The organism is Bradyrhizobium sp., from assembly GCF_035935975.1.
GTDB lineage: Bacteria > Pseudomonadota > Alphaproteobacteria > Rhizobiales > Xanthobacteraceae > Bradyrhizobium.
Genome location: NZ_DASYWN010000041.1, coordinates 357,970 through 374,135, shown reverse-complemented (window position 1 = coordinate 374,135; position 16,166 = coordinate 357,970). Strand labels below are relative to the sequence as shown.

20 protein-coding genes are annotated in these 16,166 nt (G+C 64.7%); 14 read left to right on the top strand and 6 right to left on the bottom strand.

Annotated features, from left to right (window positions below; translation table 11 throughout):
- The first annotated feature begins 46 nt into the window (after positions 1-46).
- The 4 genes from VGR99_RS24565 (at position 47) to VGR99_RS24550 (ending at position 2,931) form a co-directional block, all read left to right on the top strand.
- Complete coding sequence (locus VGR99_RS24565; protein WP_326902064.1) at positions 47-820, top strand: ferredoxin--NADP reductase; 774 nt, start codon at positions 47-49, stop codon at positions 818-820.
- A gap of 106 nt (positions 821-926) precedes the next feature.
- Complete coding sequence (locus tag VGR99_RS24560; RefSeq protein WP_326902063.1) at positions 927-1,250, top strand: hypothetical protein; 324 nt, start codon at positions 927-929, stop codon at positions 1,248-1,250.
- A 97-nt stretch (positions 1,251-1,347) separates the two neighbouring features.
- Entirely contained in the window at positions 1,348-2,601 is a 1,254-nt protein-coding gene (locus VGR99_RS24555; protein ID WP_326902062.1) for a cytochrome P450, read from the top strand.
- A 96-nt stretch (positions 2,602-2,697) separates the two neighbouring features.
- Positions 2,698-2,931 (top strand): hypothetical protein, encoded by a 234-nt coding sequence (locus VGR99_RS24550; RefSeq protein ID WP_326902060.1) that lies wholly within the window; start codon positions 2,698-2,700, stop codon positions 2,929-2,931.
- A gap of 6 nt (positions 2,932-2,937) precedes the next feature.
- Here VGR99_RS24550 and VGR99_RS24545 read toward each other — a convergent pair whose 3' ends face one another.
- The 3 genes from VGR99_RS24545 to VGR99_RS24535 all read right to left on the bottom strand — a co-directional run bounded on the left by VGR99_RS24545 (position 2,938) and on the right by VGR99_RS24535 (position 5,774).
- The gene (locus tag VGR99_RS24545; protein ID WP_326902059.1) at positions 2,938-4,191 is read right to left on the bottom strand and encodes a DUF763 domain-containing protein; all 1,254 of its coding nucleotides are present in this window, start codon (positions 4,189-4,191) and stop codon (positions 2,938-2,940) included.
- A gap of 39 nt (positions 4,192-4,230) precedes the next feature.
- On the bottom strand, positions 4,231-5,145 hold the full coding sequence (locus VGR99_RS24540) for a PepSY domain-containing protein (RefSeq protein WP_326902058.1): 915 nt from the start codon (positions 5,143-5,145) through the stop codon (positions 4,231-4,233).
- Between the two features lie 119 nt (positions 5,146-5,264).
- Complete coding sequence (locus tag VGR99_RS24535) at positions 5,265-5,774, bottom strand: MarR family winged helix-turn-helix transcriptional regulator (RefSeq protein ID WP_326902056.1); 510 nt, start codon at positions 5,772-5,774, stop codon at positions 5,265-5,267.
- Positions 5,775-5,970: 196 nt separating this feature from the next.
- Here VGR99_RS24535 and VGR99_RS24530 point away from each other — a divergent pair, with 196 nt between their 5' ends.
- Together VGR99_RS24530 and VGR99_RS24525 are read left to right on the top strand one after the other, a co-directional pair.
- Positions 5,971-6,186, top strand: a complete 216-nt coding sequence (locus VGR99_RS24530) for a hypothetical protein (RefSeq protein WP_326902054.1) — start codon at positions 5,971-5,973, stop codon at positions 6,184-6,186.
- Positions 6,187-6,382: 196 nt separating this feature from the next.
- Positions 6,383-6,682 (top strand): DUF2218 domain-containing protein, encoded by a 300-nt coding sequence (locus VGR99_RS24525; RefSeq protein WP_326902053.1) that lies wholly within the window; start codon positions 6,383-6,385, stop codon positions 6,680-6,682.
- A 3-nt stretch (positions 6,683-6,685) separates the two neighbouring features.
- Here VGR99_RS24525 and VGR99_RS24520 read toward each other — a convergent pair whose 3' ends face one another.
- Positions 6,686-7,498, bottom strand: coding sequence for an ABC transporter substrate-binding protein (locus VGR99_RS24520; protein WP_326902052.1), 813 nt, complete (start codon positions 7,496-7,498; stop codon positions 6,686-6,688).
- A gap of 10 nt (positions 7,499-7,508) precedes the next feature.
- Positions 7,509-8,489: a tripartite tricarboxylate transporter substrate binding protein gene (locus tag VGR99_RS24515; RefSeq protein ID WP_326902050.1), complete on the bottom strand. Its 981-nt coding sequence runs from the start codon at positions 8,487-8,489 to the stop codon at positions 7,509-7,511.
- 117 nt (positions 8,490-8,606) lie between these two features.
- Here VGR99_RS24515 and VGR99_RS24510 point away from each other — a divergent pair, with 117 nt between their 5' ends.
- The 8 genes from VGR99_RS24510 to VGR99_RS24475 all read left to right on the top strand — a co-directional run bounded on the left by VGR99_RS24510 (position 8,607) and on the right by VGR99_RS24475 (position 15,804).
- Complete coding sequence (locus VGR99_RS24510; protein ID WP_326902049.1) at positions 8,607-9,317, top strand: TetR/AcrR family transcriptional regulator; 711 nt, start codon at positions 8,607-8,609, stop codon at positions 9,315-9,317.
- Positions 9,318-9,391: 74 nt separating this feature from the next.
- Positions 9,392-10,354, top strand: a complete 963-nt coding sequence (locus tag VGR99_RS24505; protein WP_326902048.1) for an amidohydrolase family protein — start codon at positions 9,392-9,394, stop codon at positions 10,352-10,354.
- A complete protein-coding gene (locus VGR99_RS24500) occupies positions 10,351-11,235 on the top strand; it encodes an amidohydrolase family protein (RefSeq protein WP_326902047.1) in 885 nt (294 codons plus the stop codon). Before VGR99_RS24505 ends, VGR99_RS24500 begins: the two co-directional genes overlap by 4 nt.
- Entirely contained in the window at positions 11,232-12,533 is a 1,302-nt protein-coding gene (gene dctA, locus VGR99_RS24495; RefSeq protein ID WP_326902046.1) for a C4-dicarboxylate transporter DctA, read from the top strand. The genes VGR99_RS24500 and dctA overlap by 4 nt, the downstream gene beginning before the upstream one ends.
- A 66-nt stretch (positions 12,534-12,599) precedes the next feature.
- Entirely contained in the window at positions 12,600-13,313 is a 714-nt protein-coding gene (locus tag VGR99_RS24490; RefSeq protein WP_011086622.1) for a PIG-L deacetylase family protein, read from the top strand.
- Positions 13,310-13,993, top strand: a complete 684-nt coding sequence (locus tag VGR99_RS24485; RefSeq protein WP_326902043.1) for a 4-carboxy-4-hydroxy-2-oxoadipate aldolase/oxaloacetate decarboxylase — start codon at positions 13,310-13,312, stop codon at positions 13,991-13,993. The genes VGR99_RS24490 and VGR99_RS24485 overlap by 4 nt, the downstream gene beginning before the upstream one ends.
- Positions 13,994-14,014: 21 nt before the next feature.
- Complete coding sequence (locus VGR99_RS24480) at positions 14,015-14,884, top strand: ABC transporter substrate-binding protein (RefSeq protein ID WP_326902042.1); 870 nt, start codon at positions 14,015-14,017, stop codon at positions 14,882-14,884.
- Positions 14,884-15,804 (top strand): DUF1932 domain-containing protein, encoded by a 921-nt coding sequence (locus VGR99_RS24475; RefSeq protein WP_326902040.1) that lies wholly within the window; start codon positions 14,884-14,886, stop codon positions 15,802-15,804. Before VGR99_RS24480 ends, VGR99_RS24475 begins: the two co-directional genes overlap by 1 nt.
- Positions 15,805-15,811: 7 nt before the next feature.
- Here the strand turns inward: VGR99_RS24475 and VGR99_RS24470 are convergent, their stop codons facing one another.
- Positions 15,812-16,126, bottom strand: coding sequence for a hypothetical protein (locus VGR99_RS24470; protein ID WP_326902039.1), 315 nt, complete (start codon positions 16,124-16,126; stop codon positions 15,812-15,814).
- Positions 16,127-16,166: the final 40 nt, after the last annotated feature.

Genomic DNA, 16,166 nt, shown 5'->3' with positions numbered 1-16,166 from the left:
TAGCTGCCCGCCTCGGAACCGCAATTGACGCGACAGGGAAGGTGAGATGAGCAATTTCAATCAGGAAAGCGTTTTGAGCGTCCACCACTGGACCGACACGCTGTTCTCCTTCAAGACCACCCGCAGCCCGACCTTCCGTTTCCGCAACGGCGAGTTCACCATGATCGGGCTCAAGGTCGGCGAGAAGCCCTTGCTGCGGGCCTACAGCGTCGCTAGCGCCAATTACGAAGACACGCTGGAATTCTTCTCGATCAAGGTGCCGGATGGCCCGCTGACCTCGCGGCTCCAGCATCTGAAGCAAGGCGACGAGATCATCGTCAGCCGCAAGGCCACCGGCACGCTGGTGATCGACAACCTCGAAGAGGGCCGCAACCTCTACCTGATCGGCACTGGCACGGGCCTCGCCCCGTTCCTGAGCGTGATCAAGGATCCCGAGACCTATGAGCGGTTCGAGAAGGTGGTGCTGCTGCACGGCTGCCGGCACGTGAAGGAGCTCGCCTATGGCGAGATGATCACCGAGCACCTGCCGAAGGACGAGCTGATCGGCGAGTACATCCGCGAGCAGCTGATCTACTACCCGACCGTGACCCGCGACCCCTTCCGCAACCGCGGCCGCATCACCGACCTCATCACGACAGGCAAGCTGTTCAGCGATATCGGCCTGCCGGCGCTGGAAGCCGCCCATGATCGCGTCATGATCTGCGGCAGCCCGGCGCTGGTCGCGGACACCCGCGTGCTCCTCGGCGAGCGCGGTTTTGTCGAAGGCAATCACGGCGAGCCCGCCCAGTTCGTGGTCGAAAAGGCCTTTGCCGAGCGGTAAGCTCGGAATATCCGCGCATAAAGACCGTATTTTCGCCGTCGGGCGGGCGTTGCCCCGCCGATTCGGCGCTTGATACACTATGGGAACGAATCAGCGGAGTTCCCACATGGTTGCGGACAGCGACAGCAATATCGCCTGGCACCGGGTCCAGTTGAAGAAGAACCGCGCCGAGTTGAAGGCGCTGGAAACCGCGCGCTTCACGATGGGCGAGATCGCGTCCTCGAAGCGCAACGGCCAGACCCAGAAGGCCATCGCGGAACTCAAGCGCAAGATCGCGCAGTCGGAACGCGTGATCGCTGATCACGACAAGCGCACGCGCCGTCCGCTCGGCACCGACCTGCAGAGTCTGAGCAACGGCAGCTGGAGCCATTGGGACTCCTACACCAACCAGCAGCAGCGCAAGACCGGCCCGCGTTCGGGGCGAGGCTAGACCGCCCTTCATAATGTGAGGCGAGGTGGTTCCGGCCCTTGCGCGGGCTGCCCCGCATCCCATCTGGTTGAGGCGTTGCCAACCATTCGGTGATCCCATGACGCCGCGCCTCGATTTCACCAGCGAGGCCTTCTTTCGCGATCCGCCCAAGGCCATCGCCGCGTTGCGCGCGCAGGGCCCCGTGGTGGCGACGCGCTTTCCACTCGTTGGCAACGTCTGGATCACGACCACGCACGACGCCACCGCGCAGGTGCTGAAGGACAGTGCGACCTTCACGCTGCGCAAGGAGGGCGGCGATGTCGCGGGTGTCCGCTGGTGGATGCCGAAGCTCGTCACCACCATCGCCAACAACATGCTGACGATGGACGAGCCGGACCATACGCGGCTCCGCAGCATCGTGGACGAGGCCTTCCGCCGCCGCGCCATCGTCGCCATGGAGCCGCGCATCCGCGCCATTGCCGATGATCTTGCCGCGGGTCTGTTCGCAGACGGAAGCCCGGCTGATCTGGTCGAACGCTACGCGCGCATCCTGCCGCTGTCGGTCATCTCGGAGCTGCTCGGCCTTCCCATGGCCGATCGTCCCAGGTTCATCGCCTGGGCCCATGCGATGGCTTCGCTGACGAATATCGCGAGCTTCGTCCGCCTGCTGTTCGCGCTGCGCAAGATGCGGCGTTATCTGGAGGGCCAGTTGCAGCATGCGCGCGAGCACGGCGGCGAGGGGCTGATCGCCGAGCTGGTCCAGGTCGAGCGCGAAGGCGGCGGGATCACGCCGGACGAGATGGTGGCGATGGTGTTCCTGCTGCTCGCGGCAGGCTCGGAGACGACGACGCATCTCATCAGCGGATCGGTCTACGAGTTGCTGAAGAACCCGGGCTTGCGCGACTGGCTGGAAGAAGACTGGAGCCGTGCTTCGCTCGCTGTCGAGGAATTCCTGCGGTTCGTCTCGCCGGTGCAGTTCTCGAAGCCGCGCTATGTGCGGCGGAATGTCGAGCTTGCAGGCGTGCGCCTGAAGAGAGGCGACCGCGTGATGGTGATGCTTGCTGCCGCGAACATGGATCCGGCGGTGCACGACCAGCCGGAGCGGCTCGATCTCGAACGCAAGCCCAATCGCCACATGTCCTTCGGCACGGGAATCCATTTCTGCCTCGGACACCAGCTCGCGCGGATCGAGGCGACTTGCGCGCTGCAGGCCTTGTTCACGCGCTGGCCGCGGCTTGGCCTTGCGGTCGAGCCTTCCGAGATTCACTGGCGCAAGCGGCCGGGGATTCGCATGATTGCGAAACTGCCCGTCATTGCCGATGCCGGTGAGCGACGGCAGCCGCGCGAGGTGGAGCAATTGCTCGCAAGCTGAACGGGAACCGCGATCGGCGTTCCCTCATGCAACCCGCGAAACAAACAAGGTGGTGCAGGCGTTGGACCAGTGCTGACAACAATGATGGAGCAATCCATGCCCCACGGAGGCAAGACGCATATCGGTTCAGGCGCGCACGGCAAGGGCGCAGGCAATGGCGCGATGACGGACATTCTTAAGGACAAGATCGGCGACAACATGATCCTGTCGAACCGCGACAAGGCGCAGCATTCCGACATCAGAGGCATGGACAGCAAGTTCATCCAGACCGAGCAATATCAGGACCATTCGGCCAACCGGCTCACCGACGACGAGGAGCCTGACGAGTAAGCGCGCTCAGGAACCGGTCGACTTCCTCGCCGCGACCAGATCGCGCTCCCAGCCGAACACGGAGCGGCCGTCGAGATCGGGTGAGGCGGCGCGCTCGCCGGCAATGTAGGCTTCGACCGAAGGCCCGCGCGCGGTGCGCTCCAGCCGCCGCGCCTGGTCGTCGAGGCGCTTGATCGCCTGCATCTCTTCCTCGCGTCCGAGTTTTGCGCTCTGGATTGCGCCCTTGAGTACGCGGATGGTCTCGTCATAGACCTTGATCGGGACGGGGTAGGGATGGCGGTCCTTGCCGCCGTGGGCGAGCGAGAAGCGCGCGGGATCCTTGAACCGATAGGGCGCGCCGTGCACGACCTCGGCGACCATCGCCAGCGAGCGCACGGTGCGCGCGCCGACGCCCGCTGTCAGCAACAGCTCCGGAAAGTCGACGGGGCCGCGCTCGGCCGCAGCGGCGAGGGTGCCGTGTAGGCGCCGCGCGAACACGTCCTTGGGCCGGACGTCGTGATGCGCTGGCATGATCAGATGCGGCAGCATCGCCTGCGCCGGTTCGACCGCCGTGCCGGTCAGCCGTTCGAATTCGGAGAGGATGCGGTCGGGGCCGAGATCGGCGAGCAGCTCGAGCTGCGCGGTGCGCGAAACATCGGCGCGATGGTCGGTGAGATTGACGATCTCCCCCTGCTGCGGCCCGTCGATCGCGCTGTGAGGGGCATCGACGAAACTTTTCAGTGCCTCCGAATGCCAGTGATAGCGGCGGGCCTGCCGTTTGTCGCCGTTCATGCCCTGTTGCACCACCGTCCACTTGCCGTCTGCGGTGACAAAGAAGCCGTGGAGGTAGAGATCAAATCCGTCCTGTACGGCGGCGCTGTCGACCTTCGCCACCAGGCGGCTGGCACGCGTGAGGCTCACGCCGTCGAAGCCGACACGGTCGCCGAGCTGCAACAGCTCGTCCGGCGTCTTGCGCGAATGCTGGCCGCGGCCGCCGCAGACATAGATGCCGAGCTCGTCCTGGAGCGGACCGAGCCCGCGCTTCAGGGCGCCGATCACGGAGGTCGTGATGCCCGAAGAATGCCAGTCCATCCCCATCACGGCGCCGAACGACTGGAACCAGAATGGGTGTGACAGCCGCTGCAGGAACGCGTCGCGGCCATAATGAAGCACGATCGCCTGCGTGACGATCGCGCCCAGCGAGGCCATGCGGCTCGCCAGCCACGGCGGAACTCGTCCGGTGTGGAGAGGAAGATCAGCGCTGCCGGTTCGTCGAGTCATATGCCCCAAATTAGCGCAATTTGAGCCGCGGGGTAAGCGCTACGCCGCCTCGACCATCGCGGGCTGCCGATCAGCGCGCCGTCGTGGTTTGCGCAGTTTCCGCCGCGCCCAGATCAGGAGTCCCGTCGACAGCAGCGTCAGGAGTGCGATGGAGGTGATGACATTGAGCGGCGAGGCGATCAGGGCCGACCAGTTGCCCTCATGAATCAGGCGCGGCCAGTTGCGCGGCAGCGGTGTGATCCCTGATGCACTGATCGCAAAGGCACGCAATTCTCCGCCCTCGTAGATACGCGCCATCATGCGACCGCCGCGCGCGCCGATCGAGATCACATGCGTGAGATCATGCGCGCCTGCGACCATGCGAACCGCATCGGGCAGGGCAACGGGACGGCCGCCGGCCGGAGCGACTCCGCTCTGGAACGTCAGGCCGAACGCCAGGCACAGCCCGGTCAGCGGGCTCAGCAGGATCAGCGGCAACGCGAACCATGCGGTGCCCTTGTGCCATCCGGACAGCGTGTTGCGCAGCCGCGGCAGCCCCATGAGAAGGCCGAGCAGCATCAGGAACACCATGGCGATGGTCGAGCTCGTCACCAGCCAGGCCTGACCGAGCAACCGTTCGTGCGTGAAGCGCGCCCACAGAAAGAGATCGGCAAGGCTCGCGCCTGCCGCGGCGGGCTCGCCGGTTGCAAGGTCGATCGCCGGGGCGCCGGCGCCCTGCAGCGTCATGCGCTGGCTCGCGGCATTGATCGAAAGCCCGCGTGCCTTGCCATCGGGATCATGTCGTTTCAACAGCTCGACGACGTGACCGGTGTCGATCGCCGGACCGTAGATGCTAGTGACTTGCACCAGCGGCTCGAACGACAGGATCAGTCCGGTGGCGATGATCGCGAGCAAGGGCAGGGCGAAGACCAGCGTGATCCAGCGATGCAGTGTCAGCAGAAGCGGCTTGCTCATTCTCGGTCTCCGGCGATACGCTGCCTTGGTTGCCCAACGCTGCGCCGAAGACAAATGACGCTTTGTCCATGTCGCCCGCGTTGATTTGCAGCAAACCGATTCAGCTTTGTCGCCGATCGCTAATCGTTCGCAGGCTCAAGTGTCGTCAGCAATTTGTGCAGCAGCCGCGTTGAGCGCTCGATGTCGGCGTCCGATAAACCGCCGCGCACCATCTTGTCGCCGTGCTTCAGGACATCAGCCATCACGCGCTCGGCAAGCGCGCGCCCCTTGGCCGTCAGCCGCACCGGCTTGCTGCGCTTGTCCGCGGCGTCCTCCGCGCGCGTGATGAATCCGCGGTCCTGCAAGGCGTTGAGCACCTTGGTCAGGCCGCCCGACGAGATCAGGATGGCCGGATAGAGCTCGGTCGGAATCATCTCGTAGGGTGGAGCGGCGCCACGGAGCGTGATCAGCACCTCGAACTCCATGAACGACAAATCGTGCGCGGCGATCTGCTGCGCGACGCTGTCGCGCATCAGGCTGTTCAGGCGGTAGATGCGCACCATGAACTCGCCGACGGCGGTCACGGATTCGGGCCAATGCTTCTTCCGGAGGGTGAGAAGCTTGTCCGCGGAATGGCGCGGTTCGGTCACGGCTGGTCTCCTTGCGCAAAGATCATCTTACGAAGAGTTCATCGGCAGATGTCTTGCCAGAAAGATATCTGCAATATATCTTCCTAGAAAGATAACTAGCCGGCTGCTGCCGGCCGGTGAGAATCTGGACATGAGCCGAACGCGCGCGGGAAGCCGGTGCGTGAACGGGAGAGCTTTTGCCAAAATGGAGCGTGACATGATCAAGCGATATCTGACGCTGACCCTGACTGCGGCGGCGATCCTGGCCGCGCCGACTGCTTTCGCGGCGAGCGGTCAGGCCAAGACGGCCGCGAAGGTCACCAAACAGGCGGCTGCACGGCAGGCTTTCGCGGCCGCACCGGTCGCCACCACGACGAATTCCGCTGAAAGCGTGGCTGTTGCGCGTCCGCCGGCGCAGCCCGGCGCCTGGTAATTTGAGGCATGCGCGTCGCCGCGCGGGCCGGCATGGATGCCGGCCTTCTGGCCCGTCGGTTTTTTGATTGTCCGGCGACATCGCCCGGCGACCCTCACGGCAACATTAGCGCAAGTAGCTTGCTGGCAAGATACCTGCGGCCTACATGGCCGTGCAAGACGGACGTCTGGCGTCATCCGCGTGAAAGGAGATCCCCATGAATCATTCCGTGGCCGAGATCACGACCGAACGGGCCAGCATCTACCTGCAGCAGCTCTGCAAGCATTTTGCGCACAAGCTCGCGGTGGAGTTCACGCCCGAGCAGGGTACGATCCCGTTTTCGATGGGGACGTGCCGGCTCCAGGCCGTGGGCGACAAGCTCACGATGAAGGCTGAGGCAGAGAGTGCCGAGCTTCTCGCTCAGGTCGAAGGCGTCGTCGAGCGGCATCTCGTTCGCTTCGCCTTCCGCGATCCACCGGACATCGTCTGGCGGAGCGCGGAGCAGGCGGCGAATTAAGACCTATTGGCGCGTCGCCTTGGTCGCGCCGCGCAGGCCGGCCTGCTGCTGGATCGTGTCCAGCGCGCCGGAGGATTGCTCGTCCGTCACGAAACGGTTGAGCAGGGGAAGCGCGTCCTCGCGTCCCTTGGGGATCGCGATCGCCATGTGCTCGAGCCCCCAATTGCCGTCGAGGATCTTTGCGCCCGGCATCTGGTCGGACATCTCATACAGCGTCGGCTTGTTGGTGGCGTAGAGGTCGATCTCGCCGCGGCCGAACATCGCGATAGCGACCTTGACGCTTTCGGCGGGGACGATGGTTGCGCTCTTGAACTTCACCGGCAGCGTCCGCTCGGAGGTCGAGCCCTTGGTGACGCCGATCTTCACGCCCGGCCGGTCAATATCCTCGACCTCGCCGATCGGCGAATTCGCCGGGACGAGAAAGCCGAGCTCGATCGCCAGCACGGGCTGGGTGAAGCTGACGTCATTGGCGCGAGCCGGCGTGGCGTTGGTCACGGTGAAGTCGACCTGGCCGTCGTGGATTGCGGTGACGATGTCGGCGACGCGCTGAAACCGGACATAGTCGATGCCGACGCCGAGCTGCTTTGCCAGCTCGCCGCCGAGATCGTAGGCGAGGCCGTGCGGCTTGCCGGTGGCGTCCGTCACCATCGAGGTCGGACTGCCGGGATAGATGCCGACGCGCAAGGTGCCGCTCGGCGCCAGCAATTTTGCTTCGCCATCGGCGCGCGCGGGCGCGCCGATGAGGCCCATGATCGCGAACATGATCGCGGCCGCGAGCAGGGCGGTGCGCGCAAGGCGTCCAGAAGAGGTCCTCATGGGACGAGCCTCACTGTGCGCGGATGTTGGCGGCCTTCAGCACCGGCTCCCATTTGGTCACCTCGGCGTGCATGTAGGCGTCAAAGTCCTTGGCGGAGGAGCCGACCGGAGCAGCGCCGATCTTGCCGAGCGTCGACAGCACGCTTGCGTCCTGCAGGGCGGCCTTGAGATCGGTTTCGAGCTTCGCCACGATCTCGGGCGGCATCTTTGCCGGTCCAAGCACGCCCCACCAGACCGAGACGTCGTAGCCGGGCACGCCGGCTTCGGCCACGGTCGGCACGTCAGGCAGCGCCTTGGAGCGCTCGGCCGAGGTCACTGCGAGCGCGCGGACCGGGCCACCTTCGAGCTGGCCGATGGCTTCGGCAAGCGGATTGATGCTGAGCGGGATTTCGCCCGCGATCACCGCCGTCAGCGCCGGCGCGCCGCCCTTGTAGGGGATCGCGACGATCTTGGTGCCGGACATGTGCTTCAACAGCTCGCCGGCAAGATGCGCCGACGTGCCGTTGCCGGACATGCCGTAGGAGAGCTTGTCCGGCTCCTTCTTCGCCGCCGCCAGGAGATCGCCGAGCGTCTTGTACGGGCTGTCCTTCGCGACCACGATGGCCAGCGGGGAGGAGGCGACCTCGGTGATCGCGGTAAAATCCTTGAACGTGTCGTAGGGCACGCTCGGATAGATGAACTGGTTGAGCGGATGCCCGCTCGCGACCAGGATCAGCGTGTAGCCGTCGGGCGCGGCCTGCGCCAGCGTCTGCGAGGCGACGATGCCGCCGGCGCCGGGACGGTTGTCGATCACCGGCTGCTGGCCCCAGGTCTTTGCGAGGGCTTGGCCCAGCGTGCGGGCGAGGACGTCGACCGCGCCGCCGGCGGCGTAGGGCACGAGGATGTGGACCGGCTTGCTCGGATAAGTGTCGGCGGCCTGCGCGGCGCCGCCCGCGAGCAGAATGCCGGCGCCCAGCATCAAAGCGCCGATCTTCGTTTTCAAACCCAGCATTATCCAGCACTCCTTGAGGGCATTCGCGTCCCGGCCCGAGGTCCTTCGGGCCGTTCCGGACGCTGCCCATCGTTTTTGTTGACGAGACCTGATCTTTTGTACGATAGTACAAATCACATGGTAAGCAAGCCCACCAGCAAGGAAACGGCCCGCAAGCCGAATATGCGCGAGGCGATCCTCGCCGCGGCCGAGGAGCTGTTCGCCACCAACGGCTTCAATGCCGTTTCGGTGCGCGACATCGCGCAGGCCGCCGGCGCCAATCCCGGCAGCGTCACCTATCATTTCAAGACCAAGGACGGTCTGCTGCTGGAGATCTATCGGCGCCATTGCGGGCCGATGAATCTGCGCCGCTCCGAGCTGCTCGCCGCCGCCAAACGCGTGCGCGACCTGCAGGACCGGCTGGAAGCGATCGTGCGGGCCTATGTGGTGCCGGCCTTCACCTCGGGCAGCGATCTCGCCGGCGGCGGGGCGCGCTTCACGCGGCTGCGCGCGGTGATGTCGGCCGAAGGCAACGAGGTCGCGCGAAAGATCATCGCGCAGACCTTCGACGACACCAGCCACGCCTTCATCGACGCGATCCACGAGAGCCTGCCGCACATTCCGCGCACCGACATCGTCTGGCGCAGCCACTTCCTGCTCGGCGCACTCTATTACTCGCTGGTGACGCCGGATCGCGTCTCGCGCCTGTCGCGCGGCGAGGCCGACGGCAGCGATGCCGCCAATGCGATCGAGCAATTGGTGCAGGCGACCGTTGCCGCATTCCAGGCGCCGGCGCTCGACCAGGCGGCACCGGCGCGCCGCCGGGCCGTTGTCAGCAGCAAGACCTGAAAGAAACCGCCCGAGGGGAGGCGCGTAACAGCGCTTCCGCTCGCAAGTGGACATGTGATGGGGTGTTTTGGGACATGAACAGGCGGGAGTGCTTGCATCTCTTGACCGGACTGGCCGGCGCGGCGCTCGTGGGCGAGGCATCCGCGCAAGGGGCCGAGCCGAAGGCGATTCCCACGATCATGCCGCCGGATTCGAATCCCAAGATGCCGTCCTTCAAGCTGCCGCCAAAATCCTGCGACACGCATACGCATATCTTCGGGCCGGCGTCGCGTTACCCCTTTGCCGAGAAGCGCCCGTACAACACGGCCGATGCACCGCTGGAGACGTTCCGCAGCCTGCACGAGAAGATCGGCGTCGAGCGCTGCGTGATCGTGAATGCCACGGTGCACGGCACCGACAACCGCGTCGTCACCGACGCCATCGCCCAGAGCGAGGGCGCCTACAAGGGCATCGCCAACGTCAATGACGAGATGAACGAGAAGGAACTGGCGTCGCTCGACAAGGGCGGCATCTGCGGCTGTCGTTTCGCCTTCCTCAAGCGCCTCGGCGGCGTCGGTGACATGACCAAGTTCCAGCGCATCGTGCATCGCGTCGCCGAACTCGGCTGGCACATCGACGTCTATTTCGAGCCCGGCACGATCGCCGAATTCGCGCCGATCCTCACCGCGCTGCCGGCGCCTTACGTGATCGACCATATGGGCACGGTGCAGGCCGGGAAGGGCCTGGACGACCCCGGCTTCACCGCGCTGCTCGACCTGCAGAAGAGGGACGAGAAGTGCTGGGTCAAGATTACCGGCCTGGAGCGCGCCTCCGCCGCCGGCAAGCCGTTCCACGATGCGGTGCAGTTCGCGAAGGCGCTGATCGACAATGCGCCCGACCGCGTCATCTGGGGCACCGACTGGCCGCATCCCAACGTCAAGATCATGCCGAATGACGGCGATCTCGTCGACCTCATTCCCCTCTACGCGCCCGATGAGAAGGTCCGGCAGAAGCTGCTGGTCGACAATCCCGCCCGCCTGTTCAAGTTCAGCTCATGACGATGATGTACACGCCCACCATTCCGCCGCCCGATCCGAACACGCGCACGCCGAAGTTCAAGCTGCCGAAGCTGTCCTGCGACGCGCATTGCCACATCTTCGGCCCCGGCTCGAAATACCCTTACGCGCCCGACCGCTCCTACACGCCGCCGGATGCACCGTTGGAGGACTTCCGCACCCTGCATGCCAAGCTCGGCGTGGAGCGGGCCGTCATCGTCAATGCCAGCGTGCACGGTACCGACAACACGGTGGCGCTCGACGCGATCGCGCAGAGCAACGGCGCCTATCGTGCCGTCGCCAATATCGACGACACCATCACCGAGCGCGGGCTCCAGGTGCTGCATGACGGCGGCTTCCGCGGCTGCCGCTTCAATTTCGTCCGCCATCTCGGCGGCGTTCCCGACAAGAGCGTCTTCAACCGCGTTATCGCCATGGTCGCGCCGCTCGGCTGGCACATCGACCTGCATTTCGACGCGATCGACCTGCCCGAATATGCCGACATGCTGGCAAGGTTGCCGCTGAGCTACACCATCGACCACATGGGCCGGGTGAAGGCGTCCGAGGGGCTGGATCAGCTTCCGTTCAAGATCCTGATCGAGCTGATGCAGCGCGACGAGAAGTGCTGGGTCAAGATCTGCGGCTCCGAACGCGTCTCCTCGGCCGGGCCTCCTTTCACGGACGCTGTACCTTTCGCGCGAAAAATCGTCGAGACCGCGCCTGACCGCGTCATCTGGGGCACCGACTGGCCGCATCCCAACGTCAAGGTGATGCCGAATGACGGCGACCTCGTCGACCTGATTCCGCTGTTCGCGCCGGAGCCGGAGTTGCAGCAGAAGATTCTGGTCGACAATCCCGCACGCCTGTTCGAGTTCGACCGATGACGGCGATGGCGATCGACAAGCCGCGCGGGCGCGCCTGGTGGAAGGAACTCTGGATCCAGGTGCTCATCGCCATGGCGGCCGGCATTGCGCTTGGGATCGTCAATCCCGAGGCGGGCGCCAAGATGCAGCCGCTCGGGGACGCCTTCATCAAGGCGATCCGGATGCTGATCGCCCCGATCATCTTCTGCACCGTCGTGCATGGTATCGCGCATATGGCCGACATGGCGCGGGTCGGGCGCGTCGCGGTCAAAGCCATCGTCTATTTCGAGATCATGACCACGATAGCGCTGATCATCGGTCTCATCGCGGTCAACCTGCTCAAGCCCGGCCTCGGCATGAACATCGATCCCGCCAGCATCAATGCGAGCGCGATCGAGCCCTACGTCAAACAGACCGGCGCGATCGGCTTCGTGCCGTTCCTGATGAACGTCGTGCCGGCGACCTTCATCGGCGCCTTCGCGGAAGGAAATATCCTCCAGGTACTGTTCATCTCGGTGCTGTGCGGCTTCGCGCTGGTGCAACTCGGCGAGCGCGCCGCGCCGCTCCTCCATCTGATCGACATCGCCGCAAAGATGGTGTTTGCCGTCGTCGGCTTCGTGATGTGGGCGGCGCCCATCGGCGCGTTCGGCGCTATCGCCTTTACGGTCGGCAAGTTTGGTGTGGGCTCGCTGGCCTCACTCGGCAAGCTGCTGGGCGGCTTTTACCTCACCTGCGCGGTCTTCATCATCGTGGCGCTCGGCCCGGTCGCGCGGCTCTGCGGCTTCTCGCTGCTCAAGCTGATCCGCTATATCTGGGAAGAGCTACTGATCTGCATCGCCACGACGTCGTCCGAGACGGTGCTGCCGCGGATGCTGACCAAGCTGGAGAAGGCCGGCTGTGAGAAGAGCGTGGTCGGGCTCGTGATCCCGACCGGCTATTCCTTCAATCTCGATGGTACCTGTTTGTATCTCGCCGCCGCCTCGGTATTCCTGGCGCAGGCGACCAACACGCCGTTCGGGCTCGCCGAGCAGATCGAGCTGCTGCTGATCCTGCTCGTGACCTCCAAGGGTGCGGCGGGCATTGCGGGCGCCGCCTTCGTCGTGCTCGCAGCGACGCTGTCCGCGACCGGGACTATACCGGTGACGAGCGTCGCGCTGGTGCTCGGCATCCATCGTTTGATGTCGCAAGGGTTGACGCCGACCAATCTGATCGGAAACGCGGTTGCGACCATCGCAATTGCCAAGTGGGAAGGGGCGCTCGATGGCGAGCGCCTGAAACGTGTGCTCGACGGCGAGGAACAAGCGACTGTTGCCGCCTGATGAATTGGCTTCCTGCATGAAGTGGGGAGCTTATGATGCTTACGAACGAAAGAGGGGAGTAGTCCCATGAAAACAGGTCTTGTCGTCACCGCCCATCCCGGCGACTTCGTCTGGCGCGCCGGCGGTGCCATCGCGCTGCATGCGAAGAAGGGCTATCGCATGAAGATCGTCTGCATGTCCTTCGGCGAACGCGGCGAGAGCCAGTTCGCCTGGAAGGAAAAGGGCGCGACCCTGGAATCGGTCAAGGCCGGCCGCAAGGACGAGGCGGAGCGGGCCGCAAAGCTGCTAGGGGCCGAGATCGAGTTCTTCGATTGCGGCGACTATCCGCTGAAGCTGACCGAGGCGCATTTCGACCGCATGGTCGACATCTACCGCGAGCTCAATCCGAGCTTCGTGCTGACCCACGCGCTGGAAGATCCCTATAATTTCGACCATCCGAATGCCGCGCATTTCGCGCAGGAGACCCGCGTGGTCGCGCAGGCGATGGGCCACAAGCCCGGCGCGCAGTACAAGTATTCGGCGCCGCCGGTGTTCCTGTTCGAGCCGCACCAGCCGGAGCAGTGCAATTACAAGCCGGATCTGCTGCTCAAGATCGACGAGGTCTGGAAGGAGAAGTACGAGGCGTTCCAGATCCTGGCCGCGCAAAAGCATCTCTGGGGCTATTACGAGCGCGTTGCGCTCAACCGCGGTATCCAGGGCAGCCGCAACACCGGCGTGCCCATGACCTATGGCGAGGCCTATCAGCGCCTGTTCCCGACCGTTGCGGAGGAGCTGGCATGAAGCCCGTCGTCGTTCGCAACATCAAGCGCGCCGATCCCGCCGGCATGGCGGAATACGGCGTCTCGACTGTGCACGAGGCCTATGGCCGTATCGGTCTGATGAAGCCGTATCTGCGGCCGGTCTGGGCGGGGGCGTCGATCGCCGGCCCCGCGGTGACCGTGCTGGCGCAGCCCGGCGACAACTGGATGATCCATGTCGCGGTCGAGCAGTGCAAGAAGGGCGACATCCTCGTCGTCGGCTGCACCACCGACAATACCGACGGCATGTTCGGCGAGCTGCTGGCGACCTCGCTGCAAGCGCGCGGCGTGCAGGGGCTGATCATCGATGCCGGCTGCCGCGACGTCAAAGCGCTGCACGAGATGAATTTTCCGGTGTGGTCGCGCGCGGTCTCGGCCAAGGGCACGGTCAAGGCGACGCTGGGCTCGGTCAACGTCCCCGTGGTCTGCGCCGGCGTCAATGTCGATCCCGGCGACATCGTCGTCGCCGATGACGACGGCGTCGTGGTGGTGCCGAAGCGCTATGCTGCCGAGGTCGCGGAGAAGGCGAAGAAGCGCAATGCCGACGAGGGCGGCAAGCGCAAGCGTTTGGCTTCGGGCGAGCTTGGCCTCGACATGTACAGCATGCGCGAGGCGCTGGCGAAGGCCGGGCTCGTCTACGTCGACAATCCCGAGGACGTCTGAAGCGAGAAGCGGAGCGGGCGGATGGATCGTCTCAAGCTGAAGGCCGTGCTCGGCAGTCATCCGCACGTCAAGGCGGTGAAGAGCGGCGAACTCCGCTCCGACCTCTTCGACCTCGACTTCATCGAGTGCACGCCGACCAACACGGCGTTCAAGCCGATGGTGCGCGAGCAGGCGTTCGACGTCTGCGAGATGGCGATCGTCACTTTTCTGATGGCGAAGGCGCATGGCAAGCCGCTCGTGTTGCTGCCGGCGACGATGATGGGCCGCTTCCAGCATTCCTATGCGCTCTATAATCCTGAAAAGGGAACGCTCGGGCCGTCCGATCTCGAAGGCAAGCGCGTCGGCATCCGCTCGTTCACGACCACGACGGGCGCCTGGATCAGGGGCATCCTCGCCAACGACTACGGCGTCAATCTCGACAAGATCAAATGGGTGACGTTCGAAGATCCGCACGTCGCCGAATATGTCGACACCACTGAGCGCGCGCCCAAGGACAAGAGGGTCTTGCAGATGCTGCTCGACGGCGAACTCGACGCCGTCCTCGGCGAGACCTCCGATAATCCCAAGCTGAAGCCGCTCTTCCCCGATCCCGCCGCGGAAGCCGCCAAATGGTATGCGCGCCGCGGCGTCGTGCCGGTCAATCATCTCGTGGTCGTGACCGAGAGCCTTGCGAAATCGCGCCCTGACGTGGTTGCGGGCGTCTATGATCTCCTCAAGCGGAACAAGGAACTGGTGGTACCGGCGGCGACGCCTGATCTCGTCCCGTTCGGGATCGAGGCCAACAGAAAGCCGTTGGAGCTGATCGTCGACTATGCATTCCAGCAGGCGCTGATCCCGCGCCGCTATGCGGTCGAGGAGCTCTTCGACGCGACGACACGAGGATTGAACTAATGGCGGATCCGAAGCGCTGGCAAATCGGCTTGATTGGCTATGGCGAGGTCGGCCGTATCCTGGCCGAGGATTTGCGCCAGCAGGACATCAAGGTTTCAGCCTACGACATCAAGCTCGGGGGCGAGCAGGGCGCGCCGCTGAAGGAGCATGCGGCCAAGCACGGCGTGACGCTTGCCGCGTCTCACGCCGAGCTCACCGCCAAATCCGATTTCATCATCTCCGCCGTCACCGCAAGCCAGGCCGTTCCGGTCGCAAGGGCCTGCGCGGCCGCGATCAACCAGGGCACCTGGTTTCTCGATTTCAACTCGGCCTCACCGGGCGCAAAGCAGCGTGCTGCTGCGCTGATCGACGGCGCCGCGGGACGTTATGTCGAGGGCGCGGTGATGACCTCGGTGCCGCCGTATCGCATCAAGGTGCCGCTGCTGCTCGGCGGTCCCGGCGCGCGAGAATTGGAGCCGCTGCTGAATGCGATCGGCTTTGCCGCGAAGGTTGCGAGCGACAAGCTCGGCGTGTCCTCGGCAGTGAAGATGTGCCGCAGCATCATGATCAAGGGCCTCGAGGCCATGGTGATCGAGAGCTTTACGACTGCGCGCGCCTATGGCGTCGAGGACGCCGTGCTGGCTTCGCTGACCGAAACCTTTCCCGCCATCAACTGGGAGAAGCAGGGCGCCTATTTCTTCCAGCGCGTGATCGAGCACGGCCGCCGCCGTGCCGAGGAGGTGCGCGAGGTCGCCGAGACCGTGCGCGAGGCGGGGCTGACACCGTGGTCGGCGCAGGGAACGGCTGAGCGTCAGGCCTGGGTTGCAGATCTCGCCGATGAAGGCCTGTTCGGTGCGAAGGGCACAAAGGAATTCGCCCGCAGCGCCGATTGGCGCACGGAGGCGGACCGTATCCTCGCGAGGATCAAGCGCGAGAAGTAGTGCGGCTTCAGTTCAGGATCGTGTCGCGAGAGTTCAAGACCTCGCCGCGGGCCTGCTCGATCAGATCGATCAGGTTGCGCGATTTGCGGATGAGCTGGTCCGCGCCCGGCTGCACGCGGAATTCGGCCACCACGGCGCGGACACATTTGACGGCCGCGTCGAGCGTCCAAAGCGTGCGGTTGACGTCGTCCTGGGTCTGGATCGCCGAGATATCGAGATCCGACAGGACGTGTCCGATGCCGTCGAGGCGCTTGGCGGCGGCGTCAACGGGAGTTCGCGTCCGGATCGAGTCGCAATCGATGCTGCTGAATGCGCTGAACATATCCATAACTTCCCCAAAAGAACGCAGATGGTCAGTGCGC

Excerpts from the sequence above, each read along its gene's own strand:
- VGR99_RS24510 (WP_326902049.1), top strand. The coding sequence starts at position 8,607 with ATGGTAAGCAAGCCCACCAGCAAGGAAACGGCCCGCAAGCCGAATATG.
- VGR99_RS24475 (WP_326902040.1), top strand. The coding sequence starts at position 14,884 with ATGGCGGATCCGAAGCGCTGGCAAATCGGCTTGATTGGCTATGGCGAG.
- VGR99_RS24515 (WP_326902050.1), bottom strand. The coding sequence starts at position 8,489 with ATGCTGGGTTTGAAAACGAAGATCGGCGCTTTGATGCTGGGCGCCGGC.
- dctA (WP_326902046.1), top strand. The coding sequence starts at position 11,232 with ATGACGGCGATGGCGATCGACAAGCCGCGCGGGCGCGCCTGGTGGAAG.
- VGR99_RS24505 (WP_326902048.1), top strand. The coding sequence starts at position 9,392 with ATGAACAGGCGGGAGTGCTTGCATCTCTTGACCGGACTGGCCGGCGCG.
- VGR99_RS24550 (WP_326902060.1), top strand. The coding sequence starts at position 2,698 with ATGCCCCACGGAGGCAAGACGCATATCGGTTCAGGCGCGCACGGCAAG.
- VGR99_RS24500 (WP_326902047.1), top strand. The coding sequence starts at position 10,351 with ATGACGATGATGTACACGCCCACCATTCCGCCGCCCGATCCGAACACG.
- VGR99_RS24555 (WP_326902062.1), top strand. The coding sequence starts at position 1,348 with ATGACGCCGCGCCTCGATTTCACCAGCGAGGCCTTCTTTCGCGATCCG.
- VGR99_RS24490 (WP_011086622.1), top strand. The coding sequence starts at position 12,600 with ATGAAAACAGGTCTTGTCGTCACCGCCCATCCCGGCGACTTCGTCTGG.
- VGR99_RS24530 (WP_326902054.1), top strand. The coding sequence starts at position 5,971 with ATGATCAAGCGATATCTGACGCTGACCCTGACTGCGGCGGCGATCCTG.
- VGR99_RS24565 (WP_326902064.1), top strand. The coding sequence starts at position 47 with ATGAGCAATTTCAATCAGGAAAGCGTTTTGAGCGTCCACCACTGGACC.
- VGR99_RS24525 (WP_326902053.1), top strand. The coding sequence starts at position 6,383 with ATGAATCATTCCGTGGCCGAGATCACGACCGAACGGGCCAGCATCTAC.
- VGR99_RS24470 (WP_326902039.1), bottom strand. The coding sequence starts at position 16,126 with ATGTTCAGCGCATTCAGCAGCATCGATTGCGACTCGATCCGGACGCGA.
- VGR99_RS24540 (WP_326902058.1), bottom strand. The coding sequence starts at position 5,145 with ATGAGCAAGCCGCTTCTGCTGACACTGCATCGCTGGATCACGCTGGTC.
- VGR99_RS24520 (WP_326902052.1), bottom strand. The coding sequence starts at position 7,498 with ATGAGGACCTCTTCTGGACGCCTTGCGCGCACCGCCCTGCTCGCGGCC.
- VGR99_RS24485 (WP_326902043.1), top strand. The coding sequence starts at position 13,310 with ATGAAGCCCGTCGTCGTTCGCAACATCAAGCGCGCCGATCCCGCCGGC.
- VGR99_RS24545 (WP_326902059.1), bottom strand. The coding sequence starts at position 4,191 with ATGACTCGACGAACCGGCAGCGCTGATCTTCCTCTCCACACCGGACGA.
- VGR99_RS24560 (WP_326902063.1), top strand. The coding sequence starts at position 927 with ATGGTTGCGGACAGCGACAGCAATATCGCCTGGCACCGGGTCCAGTTG.
- VGR99_RS24480 (WP_326902042.1), top strand. The coding sequence starts at position 14,015 with ATGGATCGTCTCAAGCTGAAGGCCGTGCTCGGCAGTCATCCGCACGTC.